General features: G+C 64.7%; 20 protein-coding genes. 13 read left to right on the forward strand and 7 right to left on the reverse strand.

Annotation, left to right across the window (positions count from 1 at the left end; translation table 11 throughout):
* Nucleotides 1–21: 21 nt before the first annotated feature.
* The 7 genes from CCR94_RS05170 to CCR94_RS05200 all read left to right on the forward strand — a co-directional run bounded on the left by CCR94_RS05170 (nt 22) and on the right by CCR94_RS05200 (nt 8,832).
* Nucleotides 22–1,407, forward strand: a complete 1,386-nt coding sequence (locus CCR94_RS05170) for an aspartate aminotransferase family protein (protein ID WP_104506804.1) — start codon at nt 22–24, stop codon at nt 1,405–1,407.
* Nucleotides 1,408–1,558: 151 nt separating this feature from the next.
* The gene (locus tag CCR94_RS05175; protein ID WP_244593945.1) at nt 1,559–2,662 is read left to right on the forward strand and encodes a polyamine ABC transporter substrate-binding protein; all 1,104 of its coding nucleotides are present in this window, start codon (nt 1,559–1,561) and stop codon (nt 2,660–2,662) included.
* Nucleotides 2,663–2,719: 57 nt separating this feature from the next.
* Nucleotides 2,720–3,850, forward strand: a complete 1,131-nt coding sequence (locus CCR94_RS05180) for an ABC transporter ATP-binding protein (RefSeq protein WP_104506805.1) — start codon at nt 2,720–2,722, stop codon at nt 3,848–3,850.
* On the forward strand, nt 3,847–4,761 hold the full coding sequence (locus tag CCR94_RS05185; RefSeq protein ID WP_104506806.1) for an ABC transporter permease subunit: 915 nt from the start codon (nt 3,847–3,849) through the stop codon (nt 4,759–4,761). Before CCR94_RS05180 ends, CCR94_RS05185 begins: the two co-directional genes overlap by 4 nt.
* Entirely contained in the window at nt 4,758–5,588 is an 831-nt protein-coding gene (locus CCR94_RS05190; protein WP_104506807.1) for an ABC transporter permease subunit, read from the forward strand. Before CCR94_RS05185 ends, CCR94_RS05190 begins: the two co-directional genes overlap by 4 nt.
* A gap of 7 nt (nt 5,589–5,595) precedes the next feature.
* Entirely contained in the window at nt 5,596–7,134 is a 1,539-nt protein-coding gene (locus tag CCR94_RS05195; RefSeq protein WP_104506808.1) for a sigma 54-interacting transcriptional regulator, read from the forward strand.
* A 318-nt stretch (nt 7,135–7,452) separates the two neighbouring features.
* Nucleotides 7,453–8,832, forward strand: coding sequence for a glutamine synthetase family protein (locus tag CCR94_RS05200; protein ID WP_425332313.1), 1,380 nt, complete (start codon nt 7,453–7,455; stop codon nt 8,830–8,832).
* On the opposite strand, the gene CCR94_RS05205 is transcribed toward CCR94_RS05200, so the two are convergent.
* On the reverse strand, nt 8,814–9,734 hold the full coding sequence (locus CCR94_RS05205) for a LysR family transcriptional regulator (RefSeq protein ID WP_104506810.1): 921 nt from the start codon (nt 9,732–9,734) through the stop codon (nt 8,814–8,816). The two genes, CCR94_RS05200 and CCR94_RS05205, sit on opposite strands and share 19 nt — an antisense overlap.
* 137 nt (nt 9,735–9,871) lie before the next feature.
* On the opposite strand from CCR94_RS05205, the gene CCR94_RS05210 reads away from it, so the two are divergent.
* Entirely contained in the window at nt 9,872–11,059 is a 1,188-nt protein-coding gene (locus tag CCR94_RS05210) for an acyl-CoA dehydrogenase (RefSeq protein ID WP_104506811.1), read from the forward strand.
* Between the two features lie 4 nt (nt 11,060–11,063).
* Nucleotides 11,064–12,302 (forward strand): CaiB/BaiF CoA transferase family protein, encoded by a 1,239-nt coding sequence (locus CCR94_RS05215; RefSeq protein ID WP_104506812.1) that lies wholly within the window; start codon nt 11,064–11,066, stop codon nt 12,300–12,302.
* 31 nt (nt 12,303–12,333) lie between these two features.
* Here CCR94_RS05215 and ssb read toward each other — a convergent pair whose 3' ends face one another.
* Complete coding sequence (ssb, locus tag CCR94_RS05220) at nt 12,334–12,852, reverse strand: single-stranded DNA-binding protein (protein WP_104506813.1); 519 nt, start codon at nt 12,850–12,852, stop codon at nt 12,334–12,336.
* A 288-nt stretch (nt 12,853–13,140) separates the two neighbouring features.
* Here ssb and uvrA point away from each other — a divergent pair, with 288 nt between their 5' ends.
* Nucleotides 13,141–16,110, forward strand: coding sequence for an excinuclease ABC subunit UvrA (uvrA, locus tag CCR94_RS05225; RefSeq protein ID WP_104506814.1), 2,970 nt, complete (start codon nt 13,141–13,143; stop codon nt 16,108–16,110).
* A gap of 284 nt (nt 16,111–16,394) precedes the next feature.
* Here the strand turns inward: uvrA and CCR94_RS05230 are convergent, their stop codons facing one another.
* From CCR94_RS05230 to CCR94_RS05245, 4 genes are read right to left on the reverse strand one after another with little or no spacing between them, the layout of a single operon-like run.
* On the reverse strand, nt 16,395–16,928 hold the full coding sequence (locus CCR94_RS05230) for an ABC-type transport auxiliary lipoprotein family protein (protein ID WP_158254630.1): 534 nt from the start codon (nt 16,926–16,928) through the stop codon (nt 16,395–16,397).
* A 4-nt stretch (nt 16,929–16,932) separates the two neighbouring features.
* On the reverse strand, nt 16,933–17,829 hold the full coding sequence (locus tag CCR94_RS05235; RefSeq protein ID WP_104506852.1) for an MlaD family protein: 897 nt from the start codon (nt 17,827–17,829) through the stop codon (nt 16,933–16,935).
* A 22-nt stretch (nt 17,830–17,851) separates the two neighbouring features.
* On the reverse strand, nt 17,852–18,637 hold the full coding sequence (locus tag CCR94_RS05240) for an ABC transporter ATP-binding protein (protein WP_244593946.1): 786 nt from the start codon (nt 18,635–18,637) through the stop codon (nt 17,852–17,854).
* Between the two features lie 4 nt (nt 18,638–18,641).
* Nucleotides 18,642–19,787, reverse strand: coding sequence for an ABC transporter permease (locus tag CCR94_RS05245; RefSeq protein ID WP_104506816.1), 1,146 nt, complete (start codon nt 19,785–19,787; stop codon nt 18,642–18,644).
* 83 nt (nt 19,788–19,870) lie between these two features.
* Between CCR94_RS05245 and dgcA the strand changes: the two genes are divergently transcribed.
* Nucleotides 19,871–20,863, forward strand: a complete 993-nt coding sequence (gene dgcA / locus CCR94_RS05250; protein WP_104506817.1) for an N-acetyl-D-Glu racemase DgcA — start codon at nt 19,871–19,873, stop codon at nt 20,861–20,863.
* Between the two features lie 141 nt (nt 20,864–21,004).
* Nucleotides 21,005–21,493: a DUF3280 domain-containing protein gene (locus CCR94_RS05255; protein WP_104506818.1), complete on the forward strand. Its 489-nt coding sequence runs from the start codon at nt 21,005–21,007 to the stop codon at nt 21,491–21,493.
* A 49-nt stretch (nt 21,494–21,542) separates the two neighbouring features.
* Here CCR94_RS05255 and CCR94_RS05260 read toward each other — a convergent pair whose 3' ends face one another.
* Nucleotides 21,543–22,217 (reverse strand): PhoH family protein, encoded by a 675-nt coding sequence (locus tag CCR94_RS05260; protein WP_244593950.1) that lies wholly within the window; start codon nt 22,215–22,217, stop codon nt 21,543–21,545.
* Between the two features lie 383 nt (nt 22,218–22,600).
* On the opposite strand from CCR94_RS05260, the gene CCR94_RS05265 reads away from it, so the two are divergent.
* Nucleotides 22,601–24,061, forward strand: coding sequence for a hypothetical protein (locus CCR94_RS05265; protein WP_104506820.1), 1,461 nt, complete (start codon nt 22,601–22,603; stop codon nt 24,059–24,061).
* Nucleotides 24,062–24,071: the final 10 nt, after the last annotated feature.

Consider the following 24,071-nt stretch of genomic DNA (forward strand, 5'->3'; position numbering starts at 1 on the left):
GCGTCAACAAGAGGGGAAACCATGAATCACATCGACAAGGGCGCGCCCAAGAGCCAGGACATCTGGCAGGATCTCGACCGGCGCCATCATCTGCATCCGTTCACGGACACCAAGGCCCTCAACGCCAAGGGCGCGCGCATCATCACGCGCGGCGAAGGCTGCCACATCGTGGACGCCGAGGGCAAAAAACTGCTCGACGGCATGGCCGGGCTGTGGTGCGTCAACCTGGGCTATAACCGCAAGGAGCTGGTCGAGGCGGCCGCCAACCAGCTCAGCACGCTGCCCTACTATAACAATTTCTTCAGCACCGCGAACACGCCCAGCGTCGAACTGGCGGCGCGCTTGGCCACGGTGACGCCGGAGGGCCTCGACCATATCTTCTTCGCCAATTCCGGTTCGGAAGCCATCGACACCGCCATGCGCATGGCGCGCTTCTTCTGGCAGGCGGCGGGCAAGCCGGAAAAGACCTGGCTGATCGCGCGCGACAATTCCTATCACGGCTCGACCATCGCGGCGACATCGCTCGGCGGCCAGAAGGAAATGCGCAAGCAGGGCGGACCTCTGCTCGGCGACATCGCCCATGTCGCGCAGCCTTACCATTATGGCGAAGGCGACGGCATGAGCGAGGACGAGTTCGGCCTTTTTCGCGCGCGGTTGATCGAGGAAAAAATTCTCGAACTCGGACCGGAGCGCGTCGCCGCCGTGTTCGGCGAGCCGATCCAGGGCGCCGGCGGCGTGATCGTGCCGCCGAAAACCTACTGGCCGGAAGTCGAGCGCATCTGCCGCAAATATGACGTGCTGCTGGTGGCCGACGAAGTGATCTGCGGGTTCGGCCGCACCGGCTCGTGGTTCGGTTGCCAGACCTTTGGCTTCACGCCCGATCTGATGACCATGGCCAAGGGCATGAGCTCGGGCTATCTGCCGATTTCCGGCGTCGCCGTCGGGCGCCGCGTCGCCGACATGCTGATCGAGAACGGCGGCGAGTTCTACCATGGCTTCACTTATTCCGGCCATCCGGCTTCCGCCGCCGTGGCGCTGGCCACGCTGGACATTTTGCAGGATGAAAAGATCATCGAGCGCGTGCGCGACGACATCGGGCCTTATTTCCAGAAGGGACTGCGCACGCTGCTCGATCATCCGCTGGTCGGGCATATCGACGGGGTCGGCCTGATCGCCGGCATCGCGCTGGTGAAAAGCAAGACTCCGAAAACCTTCTTCGAGACGGCGGACAAGGCCGGCGTCCGCGTGCGCGACCATTCCATCTCCAACGGCCTGATGATGCGCGCGGTCGGCGACCGCATGGCCTTGTCGCCGCCGCTGGTCATCTCGCATGAGGAAGTGGACGACCTCGTGCGCATCGTGCGCCGCGCGCTCGATCTCACCCTCGCCGAGATCGGCGCGGCCTGATCCCGGATTTGGGCCGCCCCCGCGTGGGCGGCCCAAGACCAAAAAAGTTGAAAAATCGCGCTCGCGGCCGGATCGGCGATCCCGTAAGAATGGAAGCTGAAACGGAGTCGTTCGCCGGAACCACCCTCAAAAGACCAAACGAGGTCGGACCATGTCATCGAACAAATTCCGCCAAATGCTTCTCGCCGGCGCCGCCCTGCTGATCGGCGCGGTTCCCGCCCCGGCCGCCGAAGCGGTGCTGAACATCTACAACTGGAACGACTATATCGACCCCGACACCGTGCCGGCCTTCGAAAAAGCCACGGGCATCAAGGTCACCTATGATCTTTACGACGCCAACGAGACGCTGGAAGCCAAGCTGTCCGCCGGCGGCTCGGGCTATGACATTGTCGTGCCCAGCCTGTTCCCCTTCGCCGCGCGCCAGATCAAGGGCGGGTTCTATCAGCCGCTCGACAAGTCCAAGCTGAAGAATTACGGCCATCTCGACAAGGGCCTGCTGGCGCGCATGGCGGCGCAGGACGCCGGCAACGCCTATCTCGTGCCGTGGATGTCGGGCACGGTGGTGATCGGCTATAATGTCGACAAGATCAAACAGATCCTGCCGAATGGGCCGGTCGACAGCCTGAAGATGCTGTTCGATCCCGCCGTGGCGGCAAAACTCAAGGACTGCGGCATTTCCATCATGGATTCGCCGACCGAGGTGTTCCCGCCGGCGCTGCTGGCGCTTGGCCTCAACCCCGATTCCAAGAAGGCCGACGAGCTGAAGAAGGCCGCCGCCCTGCTGATGAAGGTGCGTCCGTCGGTGCGCCGCTATGACAGCGCCGAATATATCAACGCGCTGGCCAACGGCGACATCTGCATCGCCTGGGGCTATTCCTCGGACATGCAGGTGGCCAAGCATCGCGCGCAGGAAGCCGGCAAGGGCGTCAACATCGCCGTCGTCATCCCCAAGGAAGGGGCGCTGCGCTATATCGACACGGTGGCGATTCCCAAGGATGCGCCGCACACCGAGGCCGCGCTGAAATTCATCGATTTCATCATGCAGCCGGAGGTCATCGCAAAAACCTCCTCCAAAATCTACGTGATGAGCGGCAATGCCGACGCCAAGCCCTTCGTCACACCGGAAGTGGCGAATGATCCCACCATCTTCCCGCCGCCGGAAGTTGAAAAAACCATTTACACCATCACCGGCTCCGACGCGGCCACCGACCGCCTGCGCACGCGCCTGTGGACGGAAATCAAAACCGGCCATTAAGGCCTTTGGGCCGCGTCCGCGCGGCCCTTTTCTTTACCCGATCAGAAAGGCTTACTCGTGGACGTGTTGCGTGATGATGGCCTCCAGCCGTGGGCTGAAAAGAAAGTGGCGCCGCAACTGCGCATCAGCAACGTCGTCAAGACGTTCGACGGGTTTACCGCCGTGGACGATGTCAGCCTCGACATTTATCGCGGCGAGTTTTTTTCGCTGCTGGGCGGCTCCGGTTGCGGCAAGACCACGCTTTTGCGCATGCTCGCCGGCTTCGAATTCCCCGACCGGGGCGCGATTACGGTCGATGGTCTCGACCTGCTGAAATTGCAGCCCTATGAGCGCCCGCTCAACATGATGTTCCAGAACTACGCTCTGTTTCCCCACATGACCGTGGCGAAAAACATCGCCTTCGGCCTGCGCAACGAGGGACTTGGGCCGGACGAGGTGGAGAAGCGGGTAAAAAAATCGCTTGAGCTGGTGCAATTGTCGACGTTTTCGGAGCGCAAGCCGAACCAGCTTTCCGGCGGCCAGAGGCAACGCGTGGCCCTGGCCCGCGCGCTGATCAAGCGGCCGAGCGTCCTGCTGCTCGACGAGCCGCTTTCCGCGCTCGACAAGAAATTGCGCGAGGCCACCCAGTTCGAATTGATCAACATTCAAAAGCAGGTCGGCGTCACCTTCATCATGGTCACGCATGATCAGGACGAAGCCATGGCCATGTCCACCCGCATCGCCGTGATGGACAAGGGCCGCGTCGTGCAGGTCGGCGAGCCGCGCGAAATCTACGAATATCCGCGCTCGCGGTTTGTCGCCACCTTCATCGGCTCGATCAATCTGCTGGAGGGGCCGGTGATCGATTTTGGCGCCGACGGCTCGCGCGTCGAATGCGCGCAATGGGGCGGTCCGGTCCAGGTCGCGCAGGATCTTGCGGCGCTTGCCAGCCACCATGTCGCCATCGGCGTGCGGCCCGAAAAAATCCGCCTCGCGCGCGCCGACGACAGCGCCTTCGCCGCCGACAATATTGCCGAAGGCGTGGTCAAGGAGATCGCCTATCTCGGCGATTCCATGCTCTATCGCGTGCAATTGCCGGGCGGCCTGCTGGTGAAAGTCGCCGCGCAAAATCTCGGCGTCTGGTTCGCCGCCGATGAGCCGGTGCGCATCGGCTTCGACGCGTCCGCCGGCGTGGCGATCGACAAATGAGCGCGCCGATTTTCTCCAACGCGCAAACGCGCGGTTTCGGGCGCTTCCTCGCCGTCGCCGTTCCCTACGGCTGGTTCCTGGTGTTCTTCCTCGCGCCGTTCCTGATCGTCGCCAAGATCAGCCTCTCCACGGCGGCGACCGCCATCCCGCCTTACGAATCCCTGGTGTCCTGGGCCGACGACGGGGCGCTGGTGCTGACGCTGCACTTCAACAATTACAAGCTGATCTTCTCGGATCCCGTCTATCTCATCGCCTATGCCTCGTCGCTGCGCAACGCCGCCGTGACCGTGATCTTCACGCTGCTGCTCGGCTATCCGCTGGCCTATTTCATCGCCTCGCGCAGCGCCAAATGGCGCGCGCCGCTGTTGATGCTGGTGATGATGCCGTTCTGGACCTCGTTCCTGATCCGCGTCTATGCCTGGATCGGAATTTTGAAGCCCAATGGCGTGATCAACTCCGCCCTGCTCTGGCTCGGCGTGATCGACAAGCCGCTCGATATTCTCAACAACCAGTTCGCCGTTTATCTCGGCATGGTCTACGCCTATCTGCCGTTCATGGTGCTGCCGCTCTATGCGCATCTGGAGAAGCTGGACTGGTCGCTGCTTGAGGCCGCCGGCGATCTCGGCGCCCGGCCCGCCCGCGTGTTCCGCGAAGTGACGCTGCCGCTGTCCATGCCCGGCATTGTCGCTGGCAGTCTGCTCGTCTTCATCCCGGCGGTCGGCGAATATATCGTCCCGACCCTGCTCGGCGGGCCGGACACCCTGACCATCGGCGCCGCCTTGTGGAACGAATTCTTCAGCAACCACGACTGGCCGGTCGCCTCGACCGTGGCGGTGGCTTTGGTGGTGCTGCTGGTCGGTCCGCTGATGGCGCTGCAGAATTACCAGGCCAAGGAGGAGCAAAAGCCATGAACGCCGCGCAGAGCCGCTTCCTGCTCCTGGCGATGTCGCTCCTCGCCATTTTCTTCCTCTACGCCCCCATCGTCTCCATCGTCATCTATTCCTTCAACGAGTCGCAACTCGTCACGGTGTGGTCGCGCTTCTCCACCAAATGGTACGCGGCTTTGCTCCATGACGACCAGATCTTGCGCGCCACGCGGATTTCGCTGGAGGTCGCGCTGCTGAGCGCCACCGGCGCCACCGTGCTCGGCACATTCGCCGGTTACGTGCTGTCGCGGTTCGGACGCTTTCCCGGCCGCACCCTGTTTTCCGGCATCGTGATGGCGCCTTTGGTGATGCCGGAAATCATCATGGGCATTTCCATGCTGCTGCTGTTCGTGGCGCTGGAAGCCGCGATCGGCTGGCCGCCTCGCGACATCCAGACCATCGTCATGGCGCATATCACTTTCGCCACCGCCTTTGTCGCGGTGGTGGTGCAGAGCCGGCTGGCCGAAATCGACGTGTCCATCGAGGAGGCGGCGGCCGATCTCGGCGCGCGGCCGTTGCAGGTGTTCTTTCTCGTCACGCTGCCGCTGATCGCGCCGGCTCTGGTGTCCGGCTTTCTGCTGGCGTTTTCGCTGAGCCTCGACGATCTCGTCATCACTTCCTTCGTCTCCGGGCCGAGTTCGACCACGCTGCCGGTGGTGATCTTCTCGAAAGTGCGGCTGGGTCTCAATCCCGAGATCAACGCGCTGGGCACGCTGATCATCCTGTTCGTCGGCGTGATCGCCACGCTCGCCACCTTCCGCACCGTGTTCGCCGATTGGCGCGGGCGCCGGAAAGTGGACGCGCCAGCCTGAGGGAAAAATGCGCATCGACGTCCGCTTCCGCGACCGCGTCGGCATCGCGCAGGAAATTCTGGGCCGGCTCGCGGCGCAGAACCTCAATCTGACGGCGGTGGAAGTCGCGCCGCCGCACGTGTTCATCGAGGCGCCGCAACTCGCGCCGGGACAATGGAACGCGCTGCGCCAGAACCTGCGCGACGTGCCCGGCGTGTCCGAGGCGCTGATCGTGGACATGCTGCCCGGCGCGCGCCAGCGGCTGCATCTCGACGCGCTGATGGCGGCGATGAAGGATCCCGTGCTGCTGGCCGACGCCGAGGGGGCGCTTCTCGCCGTGAATGAAGCGGCCCGGCGCGCGGCCGGCCGTGGCGACGTCGATCTCACCGGGTTGAGCATTGGCGCGCTGTTCGACGACCTGGCCCTGCAACGCGAACTGACCGAAAGCGGTTTTGACGCGCCGTCGCGCGAAGTGATTTTGCGCGGGCGCGCGTTTCAACTCGACATCGCCGGCGTGTCCGACGCCGGCCGCGCGGCCGGCGGCGTGCTCACGCTTTATTCGCCGGAGCGTCTGGGCGCGCGGATGCAGGCCCTGCGGGCGCCGGCCGCCGAGGGGCTGGACACTTTGGTCGGCGCCTCGCCGGTCATTTGCGCCTTGAAACAGCGGGCGGCGCGGCTCGCGCCCTTGTCGGCGCCGTTGATGATCCTGGGCGAGACCGGCACCGGCAAGGAATTGGTGGCGCAAGCCTGCCATCAGCTCAGCCCCCGGCGCCGCGCCCCCTTTCTCGCGCTGAACTGCGCGGCTTTGCCGGAAAATCTCGCGGAGAGCGAATTGTTCGGCTATGCGCCCGGCGCCTTCACCGGCGCCTCGCGCGGCGGCAAGCCCGGCCTGCTGGAAATGGCGGCGGGCGGCACGGTGTTCCTCGACGAAATCGGGGAGATGTCGCTCTATCTGCAAGCCAAGCTGCTGCGCTTCCTCAATGACGGCTCGTTCCGCCGCGTCGGCGGCGACCGCGAATTGCGCGTGGACGTGCGCATTATTTCCGCCACCCATCGCGATCTCGCCGCCATGGTGGCGAGCGGGGGCTTTCGCGAGGATCTGTTTTATCGGCTCGACGTGCTCAGTCTCAACGTGCCGCCCCTGCGCGAGCGCGGCGACGATGTGCTGCTGCTGGCCCGGCATTTTCTCGACCGCGCGGCGGCCCAGACCGGCCGCGTCGGCGCCCGCCTTTCGCCAGCGAGCGAAGCCGCTTTGCGCGGCGCCGCCTGGCCCGGCAATGTCCGCCAGCTCGAAAATCTGCTGTTTCGCGCGGTGGCGCTCAGCGACGACGGCGCGATCGAATTGGGCGATCTCGGCGGCGAAACCGGTCGCGCCCCGGCGGCGCGCGAGGCGGACGAACCGGCCGACTGGCGCAGCGGCGTCGCGGCCTTCGAGCGCGACCTGCTGGCGCGGCTGCTGCCGCGCTTTCCCTCCAGCCGCAAATTGGCCGAGCGCCTGGGCGTCTCGCACACGATGATTGCGCGCAAGCTGCACCAATATGGGCTGTCGGCTTCCTCCGGCGAATAAGTTTTGTGATCATAATAACACGACGCTGGGCTGTCATGCGGTCGCCACAGCCGTTGCGACCGTGCGCCACGCCGTAGCGGATCGCTTACAAAACGCTTGGCGACAGGGCTTTGAGCCTGGACTGCCCAAAGAAAGGACTCACACCGCCGCTTCTTTGAGCAAGATTGAGCCTTAAATCGCCTTGGCAGACATCAAGACAAATGTGATCATATTTTTAGCGAAAGAAACTTCTTCCGCCGGGCTCGCCGCCGCGCTTTCGCGCTTAAGCCGTCGCGCTCAAGAGTCGCCTCGGCGACCTCGAACCCATGGTAGAGAATGATAGTAGACCAGAAACATTCCATTGCCCCGAGCCTGGCGCAATGGCCCGAAATCGAAGTGCTCGAAGCCTTCGTCATCGATGTCAACGGCGTCGCCCGCGGCAAATGGATTCCGCGCGATCGCGCGGCCGAAGTGCTGCAAAAGGGCATGGCCCTGCCCCGCTCCGCGCTGGCGCTGGACATTTGGGGCCGCGACGTCGATGAAGCCGGCCTCGCCAACGGCACCGGCGACCCCGACGGTCTGTGCATGCCGGTCGAAGGCACGCTCGCCCCGGCCACCTGGCTCGACCGCCCCACCGCCCAAATCCTGATGACCATGCGCAATTCGAACGGCGAACCGTTCTTCGCCGATCCGCGCGGCGTGTTGTCCCGGGTTCTCGATCGCTTCGCCGCACTCGATCTGCGGCCGGTCGTCGCCGCCGAACTGGAATTCTACCTGATCGACGCGACGAGATCGGCCACGGATCCGGTGCGGCCGCCAAAATCGCGCGCCGGCCGCTGGCAGGGCTGGCAGACGCAGGTTCTGTCCGTATCCGAACTGCACGAGTTCGAGGGGCTGCTTTCGGAGATCACCCGTTGCGCGCGGTTGCAGGGCATTCCCGTTGACGCCACCCTGCGCGAAAACGGACCGGGTCAGTATGAGATCAACTTGAAGCACGTCGCCGACCCGCTCAAGGCGGCTGATCATGCCGTGCTGCTCAAGCGCGTGGTCAAGGGCGTGGCGCATCGCAACGGCCTCGACGCCACCTTCATGGCCAAGCCCTATGGCGATTGCGAAGGCTCGGGCATGCATGTGCATATCTCCATGCTCGACAAGGCCGGCAACAACGTGTTCGCCAGCGAGGACGGCAAGGGCAGCGCCACCATGCTGCACGCCGTCGGCGGGCTGGTCGCGACCATGGGCGAGGCGATGGCGATTTTCGCGCCGCACGCCAACAGCTATCGCCGGTTGACGCCCGGCGCCCACGCGCCGCTCTACGCCTCCTGGGACTATGACAATCGCACCGCCGCCGTGCGCCTGATCACCGCCAGCAAGTCGGCCTCGCGCATCGAGCACCGGGTTTGCGGCGCCGACGTCAATCCGTACCTCGCCATGGCCGCCATTCTCGCCGGCATGCATCACGGCATCACCCGCAAGTTGGCGCCGCCGCCGGTTCCCGCGCCCAAGAGCGGGCGCCCCGAGGATCTCGACGCGGAATTCGAACGGCTGTCGAGCAATTGGGACGACGGCATCGAAGCTTTCGAGGAGTCCGAGTTCGTCGCCGATTATTTCAGCGCCGATTACCAGCGGCTCTACGCCGCCTGCAAGCGTCAGGAACTCGACGAGTTCCGCCAGCGCGTGACCGACGTCGAATACGACGCCTATCTGCGCAACGCCTGAATTTTCTGCCCGCGCGGCGCCTCCGCGCGGGCTTCCTCTAATAGCCAGTCGCGAAACCGCGCCAGCGGTTCCGAGCCCTGCTCCGGCGCGATCAGATAATACGCCTTGTCGTCGCGATGCGCGTTTTCATTGGCGATGACGAGGCGCCCCTCGCGCAATTCCTCCTCGATCAGCATGGCCGGGATCAGCGCGATGCCCGTTCCCAGCATGGCCGCCTGCGCCGACATGGAAAACAGCTCCATCCTCATGCCCATCATGTCGCGCGGAACCGACAGGCCGCGCGCGGAAAACCAGTCACGCCAGGCATAAGGGCGCGTGGCCTGCTGAATCAGCGGATGCTGGGCGATCTGTTCGGGTGTGAGGCTCTTACGGCGCTTCAGCAGCGCCGGGCCACAGACCGGAAACGAATCCTCGTGCATCAGGAAATGCGCCTGCGTGCCCGGCCAGCCGGCCAAACCGAAATAGAGCGCGGCGTCAAAACCGCTGCCTTCGAACAGGAACGGCCGCGTCCGCGTCGAGAGGTTGAGGCTGATGTCGGGATTGGCGGCATAGAAGCGATCGAGACGCGGCAGCAGCCAGCGCGTGGCGAAGGTCGGCATCACCGCAAGCTCCAGCGTGACGCCGCGCACCGGCCGCGACATCAGATCGAGCGTGTCGCGCTCGATCTCGTCGAGCCGCGACGCGATGCGCCGGCTATAGGCCTCCCCGGCTTCCGAAAGTTTGACGCCGCGCGGCAGGCGCACGAACAGCGGCACGCCGAGATAATCTTCCAGTTGCGCGACGCGCCGGCACACCGCACCCTGGGTCAGACCCAGTTCGTCCGCCGCCTTGGTGAAACTTTCATGCCGGGCGGCGCTCTCGAAGGCGGTGAGCGCGCCCAGGTTCGGGATTTTCCGTCGCACGAAGACTCCTGCACTTGCGACGATCTTAGGCGCGACGACGATCTGTGACAATCACGCACAGGTGCATGTGGTTTTGTCGTTTGCGCAGGGGCGCGCGCCGATCTAATCGAGTTGGAAACGACCGGGAGAACGCCAGAATGTCCTCACATCGCGCCAGCTTTAATGCGCAAGACCCCTTCGCGCTCGATGCGCAACTGACCAGCGACGAGCGTCTGATCCGCGACACGGCGCAGCGCTATGCCGCCGACAAACTGGCCCCGCGCGTGCAAAACGCGTTTCGCCATGAGCAGACCGACGTCGCGATCTTCCGCGAAATGGGCGAACTCGGCCTGCTCGGGCCGACCATCCCGGAGGAATTTGGCGGCGCCGGTTTGAACTATGTGTCCTATGGCCTGGTCGCGCGCGAGGTCGAGCGGATCGATTCGGGCTATCGCTCGATGATGTCCGTGCAATCCTCGCTGGTGATGGTCCCGATTTACGAATTCGGCTCGCAGGAGCAGCGCCAGAAATATCTGCCCAAGCTGGCGACCGGCGAATGGATCGGCTGTTTCGGCCTGACCGAGCCGAACCATGGCTCCGATCCCGGTTCGATGGCGACGCGGGCGCGCAAGGTTCCCGGCGGGTTTTCTCTGTCCGGGTCGAAGATGTGGATCACCAATTCGCCCATCGCCGATGTGTTCGTGGTCTGGGCCAAGGATGATTCCGGCGATATCAGGGGCTTCATTCTGGAGAAGGGAATGAAGGGCCTGTCGGCGCCGGCGATCCACGGCAAGGTCGGCTTGCGCGCCTCCATCACCGGCGAGATCGTGATGGACGAAGTGTTCGCGCCAGACACCGCGCTGCTGCCGAATGTGAAGGGGCTCAAGGGGCCGTTCACCTGCCTCAATTCGGCGCGCTACGGCATCGCCTGGGGCGCGCTCGGCGCGGCGGAAGCCTGCTATGACACCGCCCGAACCTATACCGGCGACCGCAAACAATTCGGGCGGCCGCTCGCCGCCAACCAACTGATCCAGAAGAAGCTCGCGGATATGGTGACCGAGATTGCGCTGGGGCTGCAACTCTGCCTGCGTCTTGGCCGCATGAAGGACGAGGGCGCCGCGCCGGTGGAGTTGACGTCCATCGCCAAGCGCAATTCCTGCGGCAAGGCGCTGGACATTGCGCGGGTTGCGCGCGACATGCTCGGCGGCAACGGGATATCCGACGAATTCTGCGTGGCGCGGCATCTGGTCAATCTGGAGGTCGTCAACACCTATGAGGGCACGCACGACATTCACGCCCTGATCATCGGCCGGGCCATCACCGGCATAGCCGCTTTCGCGAACTAAGCCCATGACCGCTTTGTCTCACCTTCGCGTGCTCGACCTCTCGCGCATACTGGCCGGCCCCTGGGCCAGCCAGTTTTTGGGCGACCTCGGCGCCGAGGTGTTCAAGATCGAACATCCCAAGGGCGGCGACGACACCCGCGCCTGGGGGCCGCCCTATGCCAAGACGGCCGACGGCGAGGACAGCGATGTCGCCGCCTATTTCCTCGCAGCCAATCGCAACAAGAAATCCGTCGCGCTCGACATAGCCACGCCCGAGGGACAGGACATCATCCGCAAGATGGTCGCCTGCTGCGATGTGCTGATCGAGAATTTCAAGGTCGGCGGCCTGGCGAAGTACGGACTGGATTATGCGAGCCTGTCGGCGGTCAACCCCCGCATAGTCTATTGTTCGATCACGGGATTCGGCCAGACCGGGCCTTATGCCAAGAGACCGGGCTATGATTTTCTGATTCAGGGGCTGGGCGGGTTGATGAGCCTGACCGGCCATCCCGACGGCGCGGCCGGCGGCGGCCCGATGAAAGTCGGCGTCGCCCTGACCGATGTGATGACCGGACTCTATGCCTCCAACGCGATTCTGGCGGCGCTGGCGTGGCGGGAGGTTTCAGGACAGGGCCAGCACATCGACCTCGCTTTGCTCGATGTGCAGGTGGCCTGTCTGGCCAATCGCGCCTTGAACGAATTGGTCGGCAGCCCCGGACAGGCCCGGTTCGGCAACGCCCATCCGAGCATCGTGCCCTATCAGGATTTTCCCACCGCCGACGGCCACATGATCCTCGCGGTCGGCAATGACGGCCAGTTCGCGCGCTTTTGCCAGGAGGCGGGGGAGCCTGCGCTTGCCAGCGAGTCCCGTTTCGCCACCAATGCCGCGCGCGTCGCCAACCGGGTGGAGCTGGTGGAAAAGCTGCGCGCGCTCACCGTCGCGCGCACGACAAAGGACTGGATCGCGGCGCTGGAACAGGCGGGCGTTCCGTGCGGACCGATCAACGGGCTTGGCGAGGTTTTCGCCGACCCGCAGGTGCAGGCGCGCGACATGGCGCGCGAGATGGAGCACGACCGGCTCGGTTGCGTCCCCACCGTCGCCAATCCCATTCGTATGTCCAAGACGCCGGCGACCTATCGCAGCGCGCCGCCCGAGCTTGGCGCCCACACGCGGGACGTATTGGCCGGGTTGAAAATTGTCTCTGACGCCGAAATGGACGATCTGGAGGCGCGGGGCGTGATAGGACGCGGGCGCGCCGACTGAGGCGGCGCGCGCACGAGAGGCGGCTCTCGCCTCAGAACGGAATGTCGTCGTCGAGCGTGTCCGAGGCGCGGGCGCCGCCCGTCGAACCGCCGGCGCCGCCAAAACCGCCGCCGCCGCCGCTTTGCTGCGGCGCGCGCTGCATCGGCGAGGAGCGGCCAAAGCTTTCGCCGCCGCCATAGCCTTCGTCGGAGCCGCGGTTGCGGCTGTCGAGCAGGGTCAGTTCGCCGCGGAAGCGCTGCAACACCACTTCCGTGGTCTTGCGCTGGTTGCCTTCCTTGTCGGTGAATTCGCGGGTCTGCAACTGGCCCTCGATGTAGATCTTCGCGCCCTTCTTGCAATATTGCTCGGCGATCTTGCCGAGGGGCTCGTTGAAGATCACCACATTATGCCATTCGGTGCGGTCCTTGCGCTCGCCGGTGGCCTTGTCGCGCCAGCTTTCCGTGGTCGCGAGCGAAAAACTCACCACCGGATCGCCATTGCCGGTGCGGCGCACTTCGGGATCGCGCCCGAGATTGCCGATGAGAATGACTTTGTTGACGCTTCCCGACATGTTGTTTTCCTCACTCGCGAGCGGCGCATCTTAAACGGATCGCGGCGCTGGCGCGCGTCCGGTTTTGAATTGTCCACAGCGGCCATGGCTTATGCGCCGCCGACCGAAGGCGCGCCGCGGCCACCGCTAATGTTCTTTTTATGTTCTAGCAAGGCGGCGCGGAATGTGCAAGAAACAACCGCCGCGCCGCCGCGGATGGCCGGGACGAACCCGGCGTGACGGTGTCCGGGCGGGTGGAAAAAACGGCCGCGTGGGTTACATACACCGCGATGACTCGTGGAAGCTGAGATGGATCAGACGTCGAAAAAGAAGCCGCCCGCCCGCAAACCCAAGCCGGGCTCCGCCCCGGCCGAAACGCCGGAACAGGTCGAAACCCCTGAACAGGTGGCCTTGCGCATCGGCGAGGGCCGGGTGATCACGCTGCGCGGCGCGCGCGAGCACAATCTGAAGAATGTCAGTCTGACCATTCCCCGCGACAAACTGGTGGTGTTCACCGGCCTGTCGGGCTCGGGCAAGTCCTCGCTGGCGTTCGACACCATTTATGCCGAGGGCCAGCGGCGCTATGTCGAGAGCCTGTCGGCTTACGCGCGGCAATTCCTGGAAATGATGCAGAAGCCGGACGTCGATCATATCGACGGGCTGTCGCCGGCCATTTCCATCGAGCAGAAGACCACGTCGAAAAACCCGCGCTCCACCGTGGGCACGGTGACGGAAATCCACGATTACATGCGCCTGCTATGGGCGCGCGCCGGCATTCCCTATTCGCCGGCGACCGGCCTGCCGATCGAGAGCCAGACGGTCAGCCAGATGGTGGACCGCGTGCTGGCCCTGCCCGAGCGTTCCAGGCTTTTCCTGCTGGCGCCGGTGGTGCGCGGGCGCAAGGGCGAATATCGCAAGGAAATCGCCGAATTTTTGAAGCGCGGCTTTCAGCGCGTGAAAATCGACGGCGCTTTTTACGACATCGCCGACGCCCCCGCGCTGGACAAGAAACTCAAGCACGACATCGACGTGGTGGTGGACCGCCTCATCGTGCGGCCCGACATTTCCGCCCGGCTGGCCGAAAGTTTTGAGACCGCGCTGGAGCTGGCCGACGGCATCGCCGTGGTGGAATTCGCCGACACCGAGGGCGAGGCCAAGCCCCCCATCCTGTTTTCGTCGAAATTTTGCTGTCCGGTGTCCGGCTTTTCCATTCCCGAGATCGAGCCGCGTCTGTTTTCCTTCAACAATCCGTTTGGCGCCTGTCCGAAATGCGGCGGCATCGGCTTTGAGCAGAAGGTGGACGCCGAGCTGATCGTGCCCAATCCCGAGTTGACCTTGAAGAAAGGCGCCATCGCGCCCTGGGCCAAGTCGCCGTCGCCCTATTACGGGCAGACGCTGGAGGCTTTGGGCCGCGCGTTCAAGTTCCGGGTCGAGGACCGCTGGTCGAAACTTTCAGCCGTCGCGAAAGAGATGATTCTTTACGGCACCGGCGAGCAGGAAATCCTGTTCCAATATTCCGACGGCAGCCGCAGCTATGAGGTGAAAAAGCCGTTTGAAGGCGTGATCCGCAATCTGGAGCGGCGGATCGTCGAGACCGAAAGCGATTGGGTGCGCGAGGAAATCGGCCGCTATACGACGGCCAAACCCTGTGACGCCTGTTCCGGCTTCCGGCTCAAGCCGGAGGCGCTGGCGGTCAAGATCGACCATCGGCACATCGCCGAAATCTCCGAGCTTTCGGTGCGCGATGCGCAGAAATTCTTCGCGGGACTGCCGGAAAAGCTCGATTCCAAGCGCAACGAGATCGCCGGCCGCATTTTGCGCGAGATCGACGAGCGGCTGAAATTTCTGGTGGACGTGGGGCTGGATTATCTCACTTTGTCGCGCAATTCCGGCACGCTTTCGGGTGGCGAGAGCCAGCGCATCCGGTTGGCATCGCAGATCGGCTCCGGGCTGACCGGCGTGCTTTACGTGCTGGACGAGCCGTCCATCGGGCTGCACCAGCGCGACAACGCCCGACTGTTGGAGACGCTGAAGCGTCTGCGCGACCTCGGCAATTCCGTGATCGTGGTCGAGCATGACGAGGACGCCATCCTTCTCGCCGATTATGTCGTCGATGTCGGGCCGGGCGCGGGCGTGCATGGCGGCAAGATCGTGGCGCAGGGCACGCCGGCGCAGATCATGGCCGACCCGAATTCGCTGACCGGCGACTATCTGACCGGCCGCAAGCAGGTGGCGACGCCGAAAACGCGGCGCAAGCCGGACCCCGAACGCATGCTGAAGCTTTTCGGCGCGCGCGGCAACAATTTGCGCAATGTCGATGTCGAGATCCCGCTCGGCCTGTTCACCTGCGTCACCGGGGTGTCCGGCGGCGGCAAGTCCACGTTGATCATCGACACGCTGTACAAGGCGGTGGCGCGGCGGCTCAATGGCGCGATGGAGCGTCCGGCGCCATTCGACGCGCTGGAGGGGCTGGATCTGATCGACAAGGTGATCGACATCGACCAGTCGCCGATCGGCCGCACGCCGCGCTCCAATCCCGCCACCTATATCGGCGCGTTCACCCCCATCCGCGACTGGTTCGCCAACCTGCCGGAGGCCAAGACGCGCGGCTACGGTCCGGGCCGGTTCTCCTTCAACGTCAAGGGTGGGCGCTGCGAGGCCTGCCAGGGCGATGGCGTCATCAAGATCGAGATGCACTTCCTGCCCGACGTCTATGTCACCTGCGATGTCTGCAAGGGCAAGCGTTACGATCGGGAAACATTGGAAGTTCGCTATAAAGACAAGAGCATAGCCGATGTTCTTGACATGACGGTGGAGGAGGCCGGCGAACTGTTCAAGGCCGTGCCCTCGATCCGCGACAAGATGACGACGCTGGCGCGGGTCGGACTTGATTATGTCAAGGTCGGTCAGCAGGCGACCACGCTGTCCGGCGGCGAGGCGCAACGGGTCAAGCTGTCGAAGGAATTGTCGCGGCGCTCGACCGGCCGCACGCTCTACATTCTCGATGAGCCGACAACCGGCTTGCATTTCCACGATGTAAGCAAGCTGCTTGAAGTTCTGCATGAACTGGTTGAACAGGGCAACAGCGTGGTGGTGATCGAGCACAATCTCGATGTGGTGAAGACGGCGGACTGGGTGATCGACCTGGGGCCGGAGGGCGGCGACGGTGGCGGAACCATTGTCGCGCAGGGAACGCCGGAGGCGATCATGAAGGCCAAGGCCTCGCACACCGGGCTTTTCCTGAAGCAGGCGCAGCAGCGACGCCCGGCGTCGTCATGATACCGTCGGCATTTCGGCCTATGACTGTCTGTTGAAAGTCCGTGCTGGAAACAAGCCCCTGGCGCAGCGCCATCATTATGCGCCTGACGCAATGCTGCGTTGCAAAAAATTGGGGTTTCAAAACCGTTCACATCCAATCAATATCTCATGACCGAACGAGATGACGTTCGGGAAAGTTCTCCCCGCAGACGGGTGCGGACACGTCCCCCGTTTGCAGATACGCCCGCCGGTTCCTCCCCCCGGCGGGCGTTTTCGCTTTCATCCGCGAGACTTGAGATCGGCGTTCAGCGAGACGCGACCGTCCAGCGCGCGAGATCGGCGAGCACGCGGGAGAAAGCGCGGTCGAGCGCCTGGGCCGGCTCCGCGCCGGAAATTTCGCCAATCGGTTCACGCGCGGAAAAAACGCGCGCAGCGCCTGAAAGCTGTGCTTCCAACTCCACCAAAACCTCGCGCCGCACGGAATCCACTTCAAAACGCCGGATCGAGACGCGCAACCGCGCGGCGGCCGAGTCTTCGACGCGCCAGCCCGCGTTTTCGAGACTTTGCGTGACGCGGCTTTGCGCCAGGCGCGGCAGGGTCTCCGCCCATTGCGCGCCGCCGAGGCGTTCCAAACCGTTCGCCGTGCGGATCACGATCACATCGCCGTCGAGCGGCGGTTCGGCGCTCGCCTCAACCGCCAGGGCTCCGTGCGCCAAGGCTCCGTGCGCCAGGGTTCCGCGCGCGGATAAAGCCGGGGCGGCGGCGCTGAGATCGTAGGCTTTCGGCGTCACCGCGCAACCGGCGAGCGCAAGGGCGAGAATAAGAAGGAGGGAGCGCATCACGTCATCGTCCCTGATATTCCGGCAGCGCCTGTTTCGGGCCGAACAGCAGGCTCTGCGGATCCTTGTCGAGGCGCCGCGCCGCCCGGTCCACGCTTTCGAGCGTGCGGCGGCCATCGATGGCGAGGTTTTCGTATTGTTTCAGGCCGGTTTTGGAAAATTCGGTGAGATTGTCCGCCAGTTTCTTGATCGAACGCGCCGCCTCGGCCACATCGGCGATCACCGTCTTGCCGCTGCCCGAGCCCAGCAGGCCGTTGAGCTTGATCACGGCGGAATCGGCGTTGCCGAGGATGGAGCGCATTTTTTCCGGATCGACGGCTTCGAGCGCCTTGCGCACGCCGTCGGCGGCTTCGGCCAGGGTTCCCGTCAGCGCCTCGATGTTTTTCGCGGTCGCGGTCAAGGTTCCGGAATTGGCCTCGACCAGTTTGTTGGCCTTGTCGAGGAAGTCGTCGGCCTTGCCGGCGAGTCTTTGCGCCGCGATCATCAGGTCCTGGAATTGCGAGGGCGCGGCGTCGATCACGGCGCCGTCGGGCAGGGCCTCCGCATCCCTGGAGCCGCCGAGCAGGGCCAGCGAGGCGACGCCGGTGAGGCCGCCCATTTCGAGTTGCGCCTTGGTGTCAACCTTGACCGGCGTGCGCGCGTCGATCTCGATCCGCGCGTAAACCTTGGTCGGATCGTCCGGGCGCAGGCCGAGATCGCGCACCTCGCCGACACGAAGGCCGTTGAACAGGACGTAGCCGCCGATCGACAGGCCGGAGACCGAGCCGGAGAAATTGACCTGATAGGTCTTGTGGACCGTGGTCTTGCCGGTGGTGGAGAACCACCAGGCGAAGCCGAAGCCGCCGAGGATCACGACAAGCGTGAACAGGCCGATCAGCGCATAATTGGCGCGCGTTTCCATGCGCATGTGCTCCCATGGCCGTTCATGCCGGCGCCATCTCGTTCGGCGAACGAATCGCCCTGGCCCTTTTGCCATGGAAATAGGCGCGCAACCAAGGGTGGTCGGATGCGAGCATGGCTTCGAGCGGGCCGTGGGCGATCACCTTGCCGTCGGCCAGCGCCGCGATTGTGTCGCATATTGAATAAAGACTGTCGAGGTCGTGGGTGACCATGAACACGGTCAGCCCCAATGTTTTCCGCAAGGTAGCGATCAGGTCGTCGAAATCGGCGGCGCCGATCGGATCGAGGCCGGAGGTCGGCTCGTCGAGGAACAGCAGTTCGGGGTCGAGCGCCAAGGCCCGCGCCAGCGCCGCGCGCTTGACCATGCCGCCGGACAATTGCGAGGGAAACTTGTCGGCCGCGTCCGGCGGCAGCCCCACCAGCTTCAGTTTCAGGCCCGCCAACTCGTCCATCAGCTTTTGCGACAGTTTTAGATATTCCCGCATCGGCGCCTGGATGTTCTGCTTCACCGTCAGGCTGGAGAACAGGGCGCCGCCCTGGAACATCACGCCCCAGCGCCGCTCCAGCGCGCGGTGGCTCGCGGGCGCCATCTTGTCGATGTCCTCGCCAAAAACCTCGATGACGCCGGCCTGTTTGGCGTTGAGGCCGAGAATGGCGCGGGTCAGCACGGACTTGCCCTGGCCGGAGCCGCCGACAAAACCCAGAACCTCGCCCGGCGCGACGTCGAGATCGAGGCCTTTCAAGATTTTCCGCGCGCCGAACCCCACTTCGAGGCCGCGAACGGAAATGATCGGCTCGGCCTCGGTCATGGCGTCAATAGCTGATCGAGGCGAAGAAGATGGCGAAAAGTCCATCGAGAAAAATCACCATGAAAATCGAATTGACCACGGAAGCCGTCACCCTGCGCCCCAGAGATTCAGCCGAGCCTTCCACCCGAAACCCCTCGATCGCCGCGATCATGCCGATCACCAGCGCCATGAACGGCGCCTTGATCAGGCCGACGAGGTAAGTGTTCATGCCGATCGCCTGTTGCAGGCGCTCCGCGAACACCTGCGGACTGACACCGTTGTAAAGGTAAGAAGTTACCATTCCGCCAAACAGGGCGGCCATGTCGCCGATAACGGTCAAGAGCGGCAGGGCGACGACCAGCGCCACCATGCGCGGCAGCACCAGCGCCTCCATCGGAGAAATGCCCATCACCCTGAGCGCGTCAACCTCCTCGCGCATTTTCATCGAGCCGAGTTCGGCGGTGATGGCCGATCCGGAGCGGCCGGCGACCATGATCGCGGTGAGCAGCACGCCCAATTCGCGCAGCACCAGCACGCCGACCATGTCGATGGCATAGGTCGAGGCGCCGAAGCGCGCCAGTTGGAAAATGCCCTGCTGCGCCACGATGCAGCCGACCAGGAAATTGATGGTGGCGATGATCGGCACGGCGCGCAGCGCGAAACTATCCAGATGAAACACCATCGAGGTCGGCCGCATGGCCTTGGGCCAGACCATCACCTTCAATGCGCCGAACGCGAGTTCGCCGAGAAAGGCGACGCCGCGCACGATTTGGTCGGCCATGCCGACACTCCAGGCGCCGAGGCCGACCAGCAGGGCCATCAGGGCGTTTTCGCGCGGCGCCTTGTCGAGTGCGGCCGGCGCGTAGGCGGCCTCTTTCAGCAAAATGGCCTTTTCCGGGCTGGCGCCGGCGAATTGCGCCGCGATCCCGGCCGCGGCCATGTGCTGGCGCGCCTTGTCGATCAGCCAGGCGCCGGCGGTGTCCAGCCGGGTTACGCCCGCGAAATCGATTTCGGCGTTTTCCGCGCCCGTCGCGGCGAGGCTGAGGTTTTGCGCCGCGCGCTCCAGCGCGCGCGAGGCCGCAATGGTCCAGGCCCCGCGCAACACGACGCGGGCGCTCGACCCAACCCGCTCCACAGAAAAGTCCGGGAGATTTTCCGCCGGCTTTGACATTTGCCGCGACTCTGATTTGCTGACCGCAGCTAGAGATACAACACGCCGCAGCCTTTTGGCAAAGCGGCAGGGATTTGGTTCGCATGACATCGTCCGCCCCCCGCCGCCTGTCCGCCGCCGCCCAGAGTTTTTCGCTGGCGAAACCTTTTGTCATTTCGCGCGGCGCCAAGACGCAAGCCGACGTCGTGGTGGCCGAACTGACGCAAGGGGGGGCGCGCGGGCGCGGCGAATGCACGCCCTATGCGCGCTATGGCGAGAGCATCGGCAGCGTGCTGGCGCAAATTTTTTCCGCGCGGGACGCGTTGGAGGCGGGCGCAGACCGCTTCGCCCTGCAAAAGCTGCTGCCGCCGGGCGCGGCGCGCAATGCGCTGGACTGCGCGCTGTGGGACCTCGACGCCAAGCTCGCCGGCGTTCCCGCCTGGCAGATGGCGGGCCTGTCGCGGATGTCGCCTTGCGTCACTGCATACACTTTGTCGGTCGGAACGCCCGAGGAAATGGCGCGCGCGGCGGCGGCTGCGTCGGAGCGGCCGGTGCTGAAGGTGAAACTGGCGGGCGCCGGCGATCCGGCGCGGCTGTTGGCCGTGCGCGCGGCGGCGCCGGAGGCCGAAATCATCGCCGACGCCAACGAGGCCTGGCGCCCCGAGGATTTGCCGGAATTTTTCGACGCCTGCGTGCAGACGGGCGTGGCGCTGATCGAGCAGCCGTTGCCGGCGAACGCCGATGCGGCCTTGGCGGGGCCGCGAAAAATTCCGGTCTGCGCCGACGAGAGCGTGCATGACCGCGCCGGTCTCGCGGCTCTGCGCGACCGCTACGACCTCGTCAATATCAAGCTCGACAAGACCGGCGGCCTCACCGAGGCGCTGGCTTTGGCGGACGAGGCGGAAAAGCTCGGTTTCGGGCTGTTCGTCGGCTGCATGGTGGCGTCCTCGCTCGCCATGGCCCCTGCCCTGCTGCTGGCGGCGCGCGCGCGCTTCGTCGATCTCGACGGCCCGCTGTTGTTGGCGCAGGACCGGCCGGAGGGGCTGCGGTGCGAGGGGTCGGTGATTTATCCGCCGGATGCGAGTCTTTGGGGGTGATACCCTTCTCCCGCCAAAGGGAGTCGCAAGACGCCCGTCTCACGACGGGCTTTGGGGAGAAGGAAGAAGCGGCGCCTTTCTTCATCCTTCACCCGAAGGCCTCTATGCGACTTATCCGAGTTGCTTTTTCCGGGAGGCTCCATGCGCGATTTGACACGCTCTATTGCTCTGGTCGCCACCTTGTCTTTCTCCCCGGTCGCTCAAGCCGCGCCGGCCGCCGTATTTCCCGCCGTTTTCGTCAATTCCTCGCCGGAAGCGACGTCGCCGGACGAGGTGGAACGGGTCAGGACCATGGACGCGGCGCTGCGCAAAGCTCTCGCGGACTCAGGCCAGTACCAGCCGGTCGATCTTTCCGTCGTGGCCGCCGGTCTTGGCGCTGTCCGCGATATCCACGATTGCAACGGCTGCGAGGTCGAACTGGCGAAACAGGCCGGGGCGAAAGTCGCCGTGGTCGCCTGGGCGCAAAAGGTCAGCAACCTCATCCTCAATCTCAACATCCGCATCGCCGATGTCGAGACCGGGCAGGTTTTGCAAGGCGGCAGCGTCGATATTCGCGGCAATAATGACGTCGCCTGGACGCGCGGGCTCAAATATCTGCTCAAGGAATATGTGTTTCGCGCGCCGAGATGACGCGGGTCCGCAATAGCGCGGCGGACGCATGAGCGCCCGCCGCGAAACGTCAGAGCCGCGCGTCCCCTTCAAAAGCCCGCGCCCACATCGCGCACAGGCCGGAGCGGACGATGTCGTCCAGGGTGAATTCGATCACCGGCACCGGCAGATCGTTCGCCCGGATCAGCTCGATCATGCGGCTCAGGCCGGAGGCCTCGCGGATGTCGGACTGGCTGACGTCGCCGTTGACCACGGAAATGCATTCCTCGCCGATGCGGGTGAGAAACGTCTTGATCTCCATGACCGATGTGTTCTGCGCCTCGTCGAGCAGCACGAAGGCGTTCCGCCACGTGCGACCCCGCATCACCTCGAACGGGACCATTTCGATATCGCCGCGCTTGACCGCAATGTCGAAGGCGGCCTCGCCGATGCGCTCCTTGATCGCTTCTGCGATGGGAACGGCCCAGGGGGCGAATTTCTCCTGCAACGAACCGGGAAAGTAGCCGAGCGAACGGCCGCAGGGGACGTTGGGGCGGGTGAGGACGATTTTTTCGATGCGGCCCTGGCGGAACAGATCGGCGGCGTAAGTGGCGGCTATCCAGGTCTTGCCGGCCCCGGCGGGGCCAAGAACGACGATTTGCTGGGAATGTCTCAAGGCCGCGAGATAGTCGGCCTGGGTGGCGTTGAGGGCCTTGATCGGCGGCGGATTACGGTCGTGCTGGAATTTCAGACCCTTGAAGTCTATGATTTCGGCGTTTCGCTGAGGACTCCGGGAGCCGCGGCTCCGCTTGCGATCAAGTTGTTTACCCACGCGCTGTCTCCTCAAGCTCAAGAGGGTTCGCGCGCCCGCCTAGGGAGGCGAGCACGACGGAGGCTTACGCAAATGAAGGTGTACAGCGACGCGCGGTCTATATTGGCCTCTATTTGAGGCTTTTTTGCATTGGCCTCTGTTTGAGAACCACGCCATGAACCGCTCCTCGCTGTTTCAGAGGATAAGCGATTCTCTATTAAGGCAAAGAAAATTATTTTGGCGCAACCGGCAGTGTGGGCGCCTGCGGGCAAGCTTCGTGACAAAAAATGGCCGCCGTGTCGCATTTGGCACGCCAGTTTCGTGCTTGCGGAGAGTTCATGAGCCAGCCCAACCTTTCCTCAGGTCGCCCGCCGACCCTCGCGCCGCTGTTTCGCGCCGAGGCCGGCAATCCGCTGCTCGCGATGATGCTCGCGAGCGGCGGCGACGAGCGCATCGCGCTCGGCCCCGACGGGCGTAACCGCTACGGCGCTCGGGCGCGTCCCCACGCCGGGGACATCTGGTTCTCCTCCTCCACCGCCTCCGGCGTTTCGCCGCGTGGCTGGGAGGCCGCGAGCGCAGCCCTGCCCTGCGCCTTCCTCGCCGGAGAGAGCGAGGACTGGTTCGCCGACCTGCGCCGCCGCCTGCTCAACCTGCTCGCGCCCCCCGAGACGCAAGCCGTGTTCTGCGCCTCGGGCACCCAGGCCGAATATGCCGCGCTCGCGCTCGCCAGCGCCCGCGCCGCGCCCGGCCAGAAAATCGTCAACATCCTGATCGGCCCGGAGGAAACCGGGCGCGGCGCGCCGCTGGCGGCCTCCGGACGGCATTTTCTCAACAGCGCGCCGTTTGGCGCGGGACGCGCGGGTTTCGCGCTCGACGGCTGGGAAGGCGTGGCGGCGCTGGCCGCGCTGCCGCTGCGCGACGCCGACGGAAAGCCCCTGCCCGCGAGCGAGATCGACGCCAAGGCTTGCGCGCTGGTGCGCGTGGCCCGGGCGCGCCACGCCCATACGCTGGTGCATCTGCTCGACGGCTCCAAGACCGGGCTATCCGCGATTTCGCGCGATTGCGCCAAAGCCCTGCTGCGGGATAATCCCGGCGAGGTGACGGTGGTGGTGGACGCCTGCCAGTTGCGCTGCAAGCCGGAACAGGTGCGCGCCGACCTCGACTCCGGCTTCCTGGTGATGGTCTCCGGCTCGAAATTTCTCGGCGGTCCGGCCTTTTCCGGCGCGCTGCTGGTTCCCGGCGGGTTCGCGCGGGCGCTGGCGGAGGGCGACGACATCCCCTGGCCCGAGGGGCTTGCCGACCATTTCGCTTATTACGACTGGCCCCCGCTGCTGCGCGACCGCATCGCCGGCCCGTTCGGGGCGCGCTGCAACGGCGGACTCGGCCTGCGCTGGGAAGCGGCGCTCGCCGAACTCGAAGTTTTTTGCGCGCTGGATCCCGCGCTGATCGAGATGGCCAAGGCCTGCTTCCACGGCGAGGCGCGGCGGCAGGTCATGATGCTGCCGCAACTCGAAATCGACGAAAGCGGCGGCGAGCCCACGCTCATTCCCATCCTGATGCGCGGGGGCGCGAAGGGCGCGGCGGAGGCGGTGCTGCGCGCCTTGCGCCAGCAGGGCCTGCATCTCGGCCAGATCGTGCAGATCGGCGGGCGCGACGCGCTGCGCCTGTGTCTGTCGGCGCCGCAAATCGTCGATTTCGCCCGGCGCTACACCGAAATCGGCAGCGAAAGTTTTGCTTTCGCCCCGCTGCGGGCCGATCTGGAAAAGCTGTTTGCCGCCTGGGGCGCGCTGCTGAACTGACTGTTTTTCG

This window comes from Rhodoblastus sphagnicola, from assembly GCF_002937075.1.
In the GTDB taxonomy this organism is placed as follows: domain Bacteria; phylum Pseudomonadota; class Alphaproteobacteria; order Rhizobiales; family Beijerinckiaceae; genus Rhodoblastus; species Rhodoblastus sphagnicola.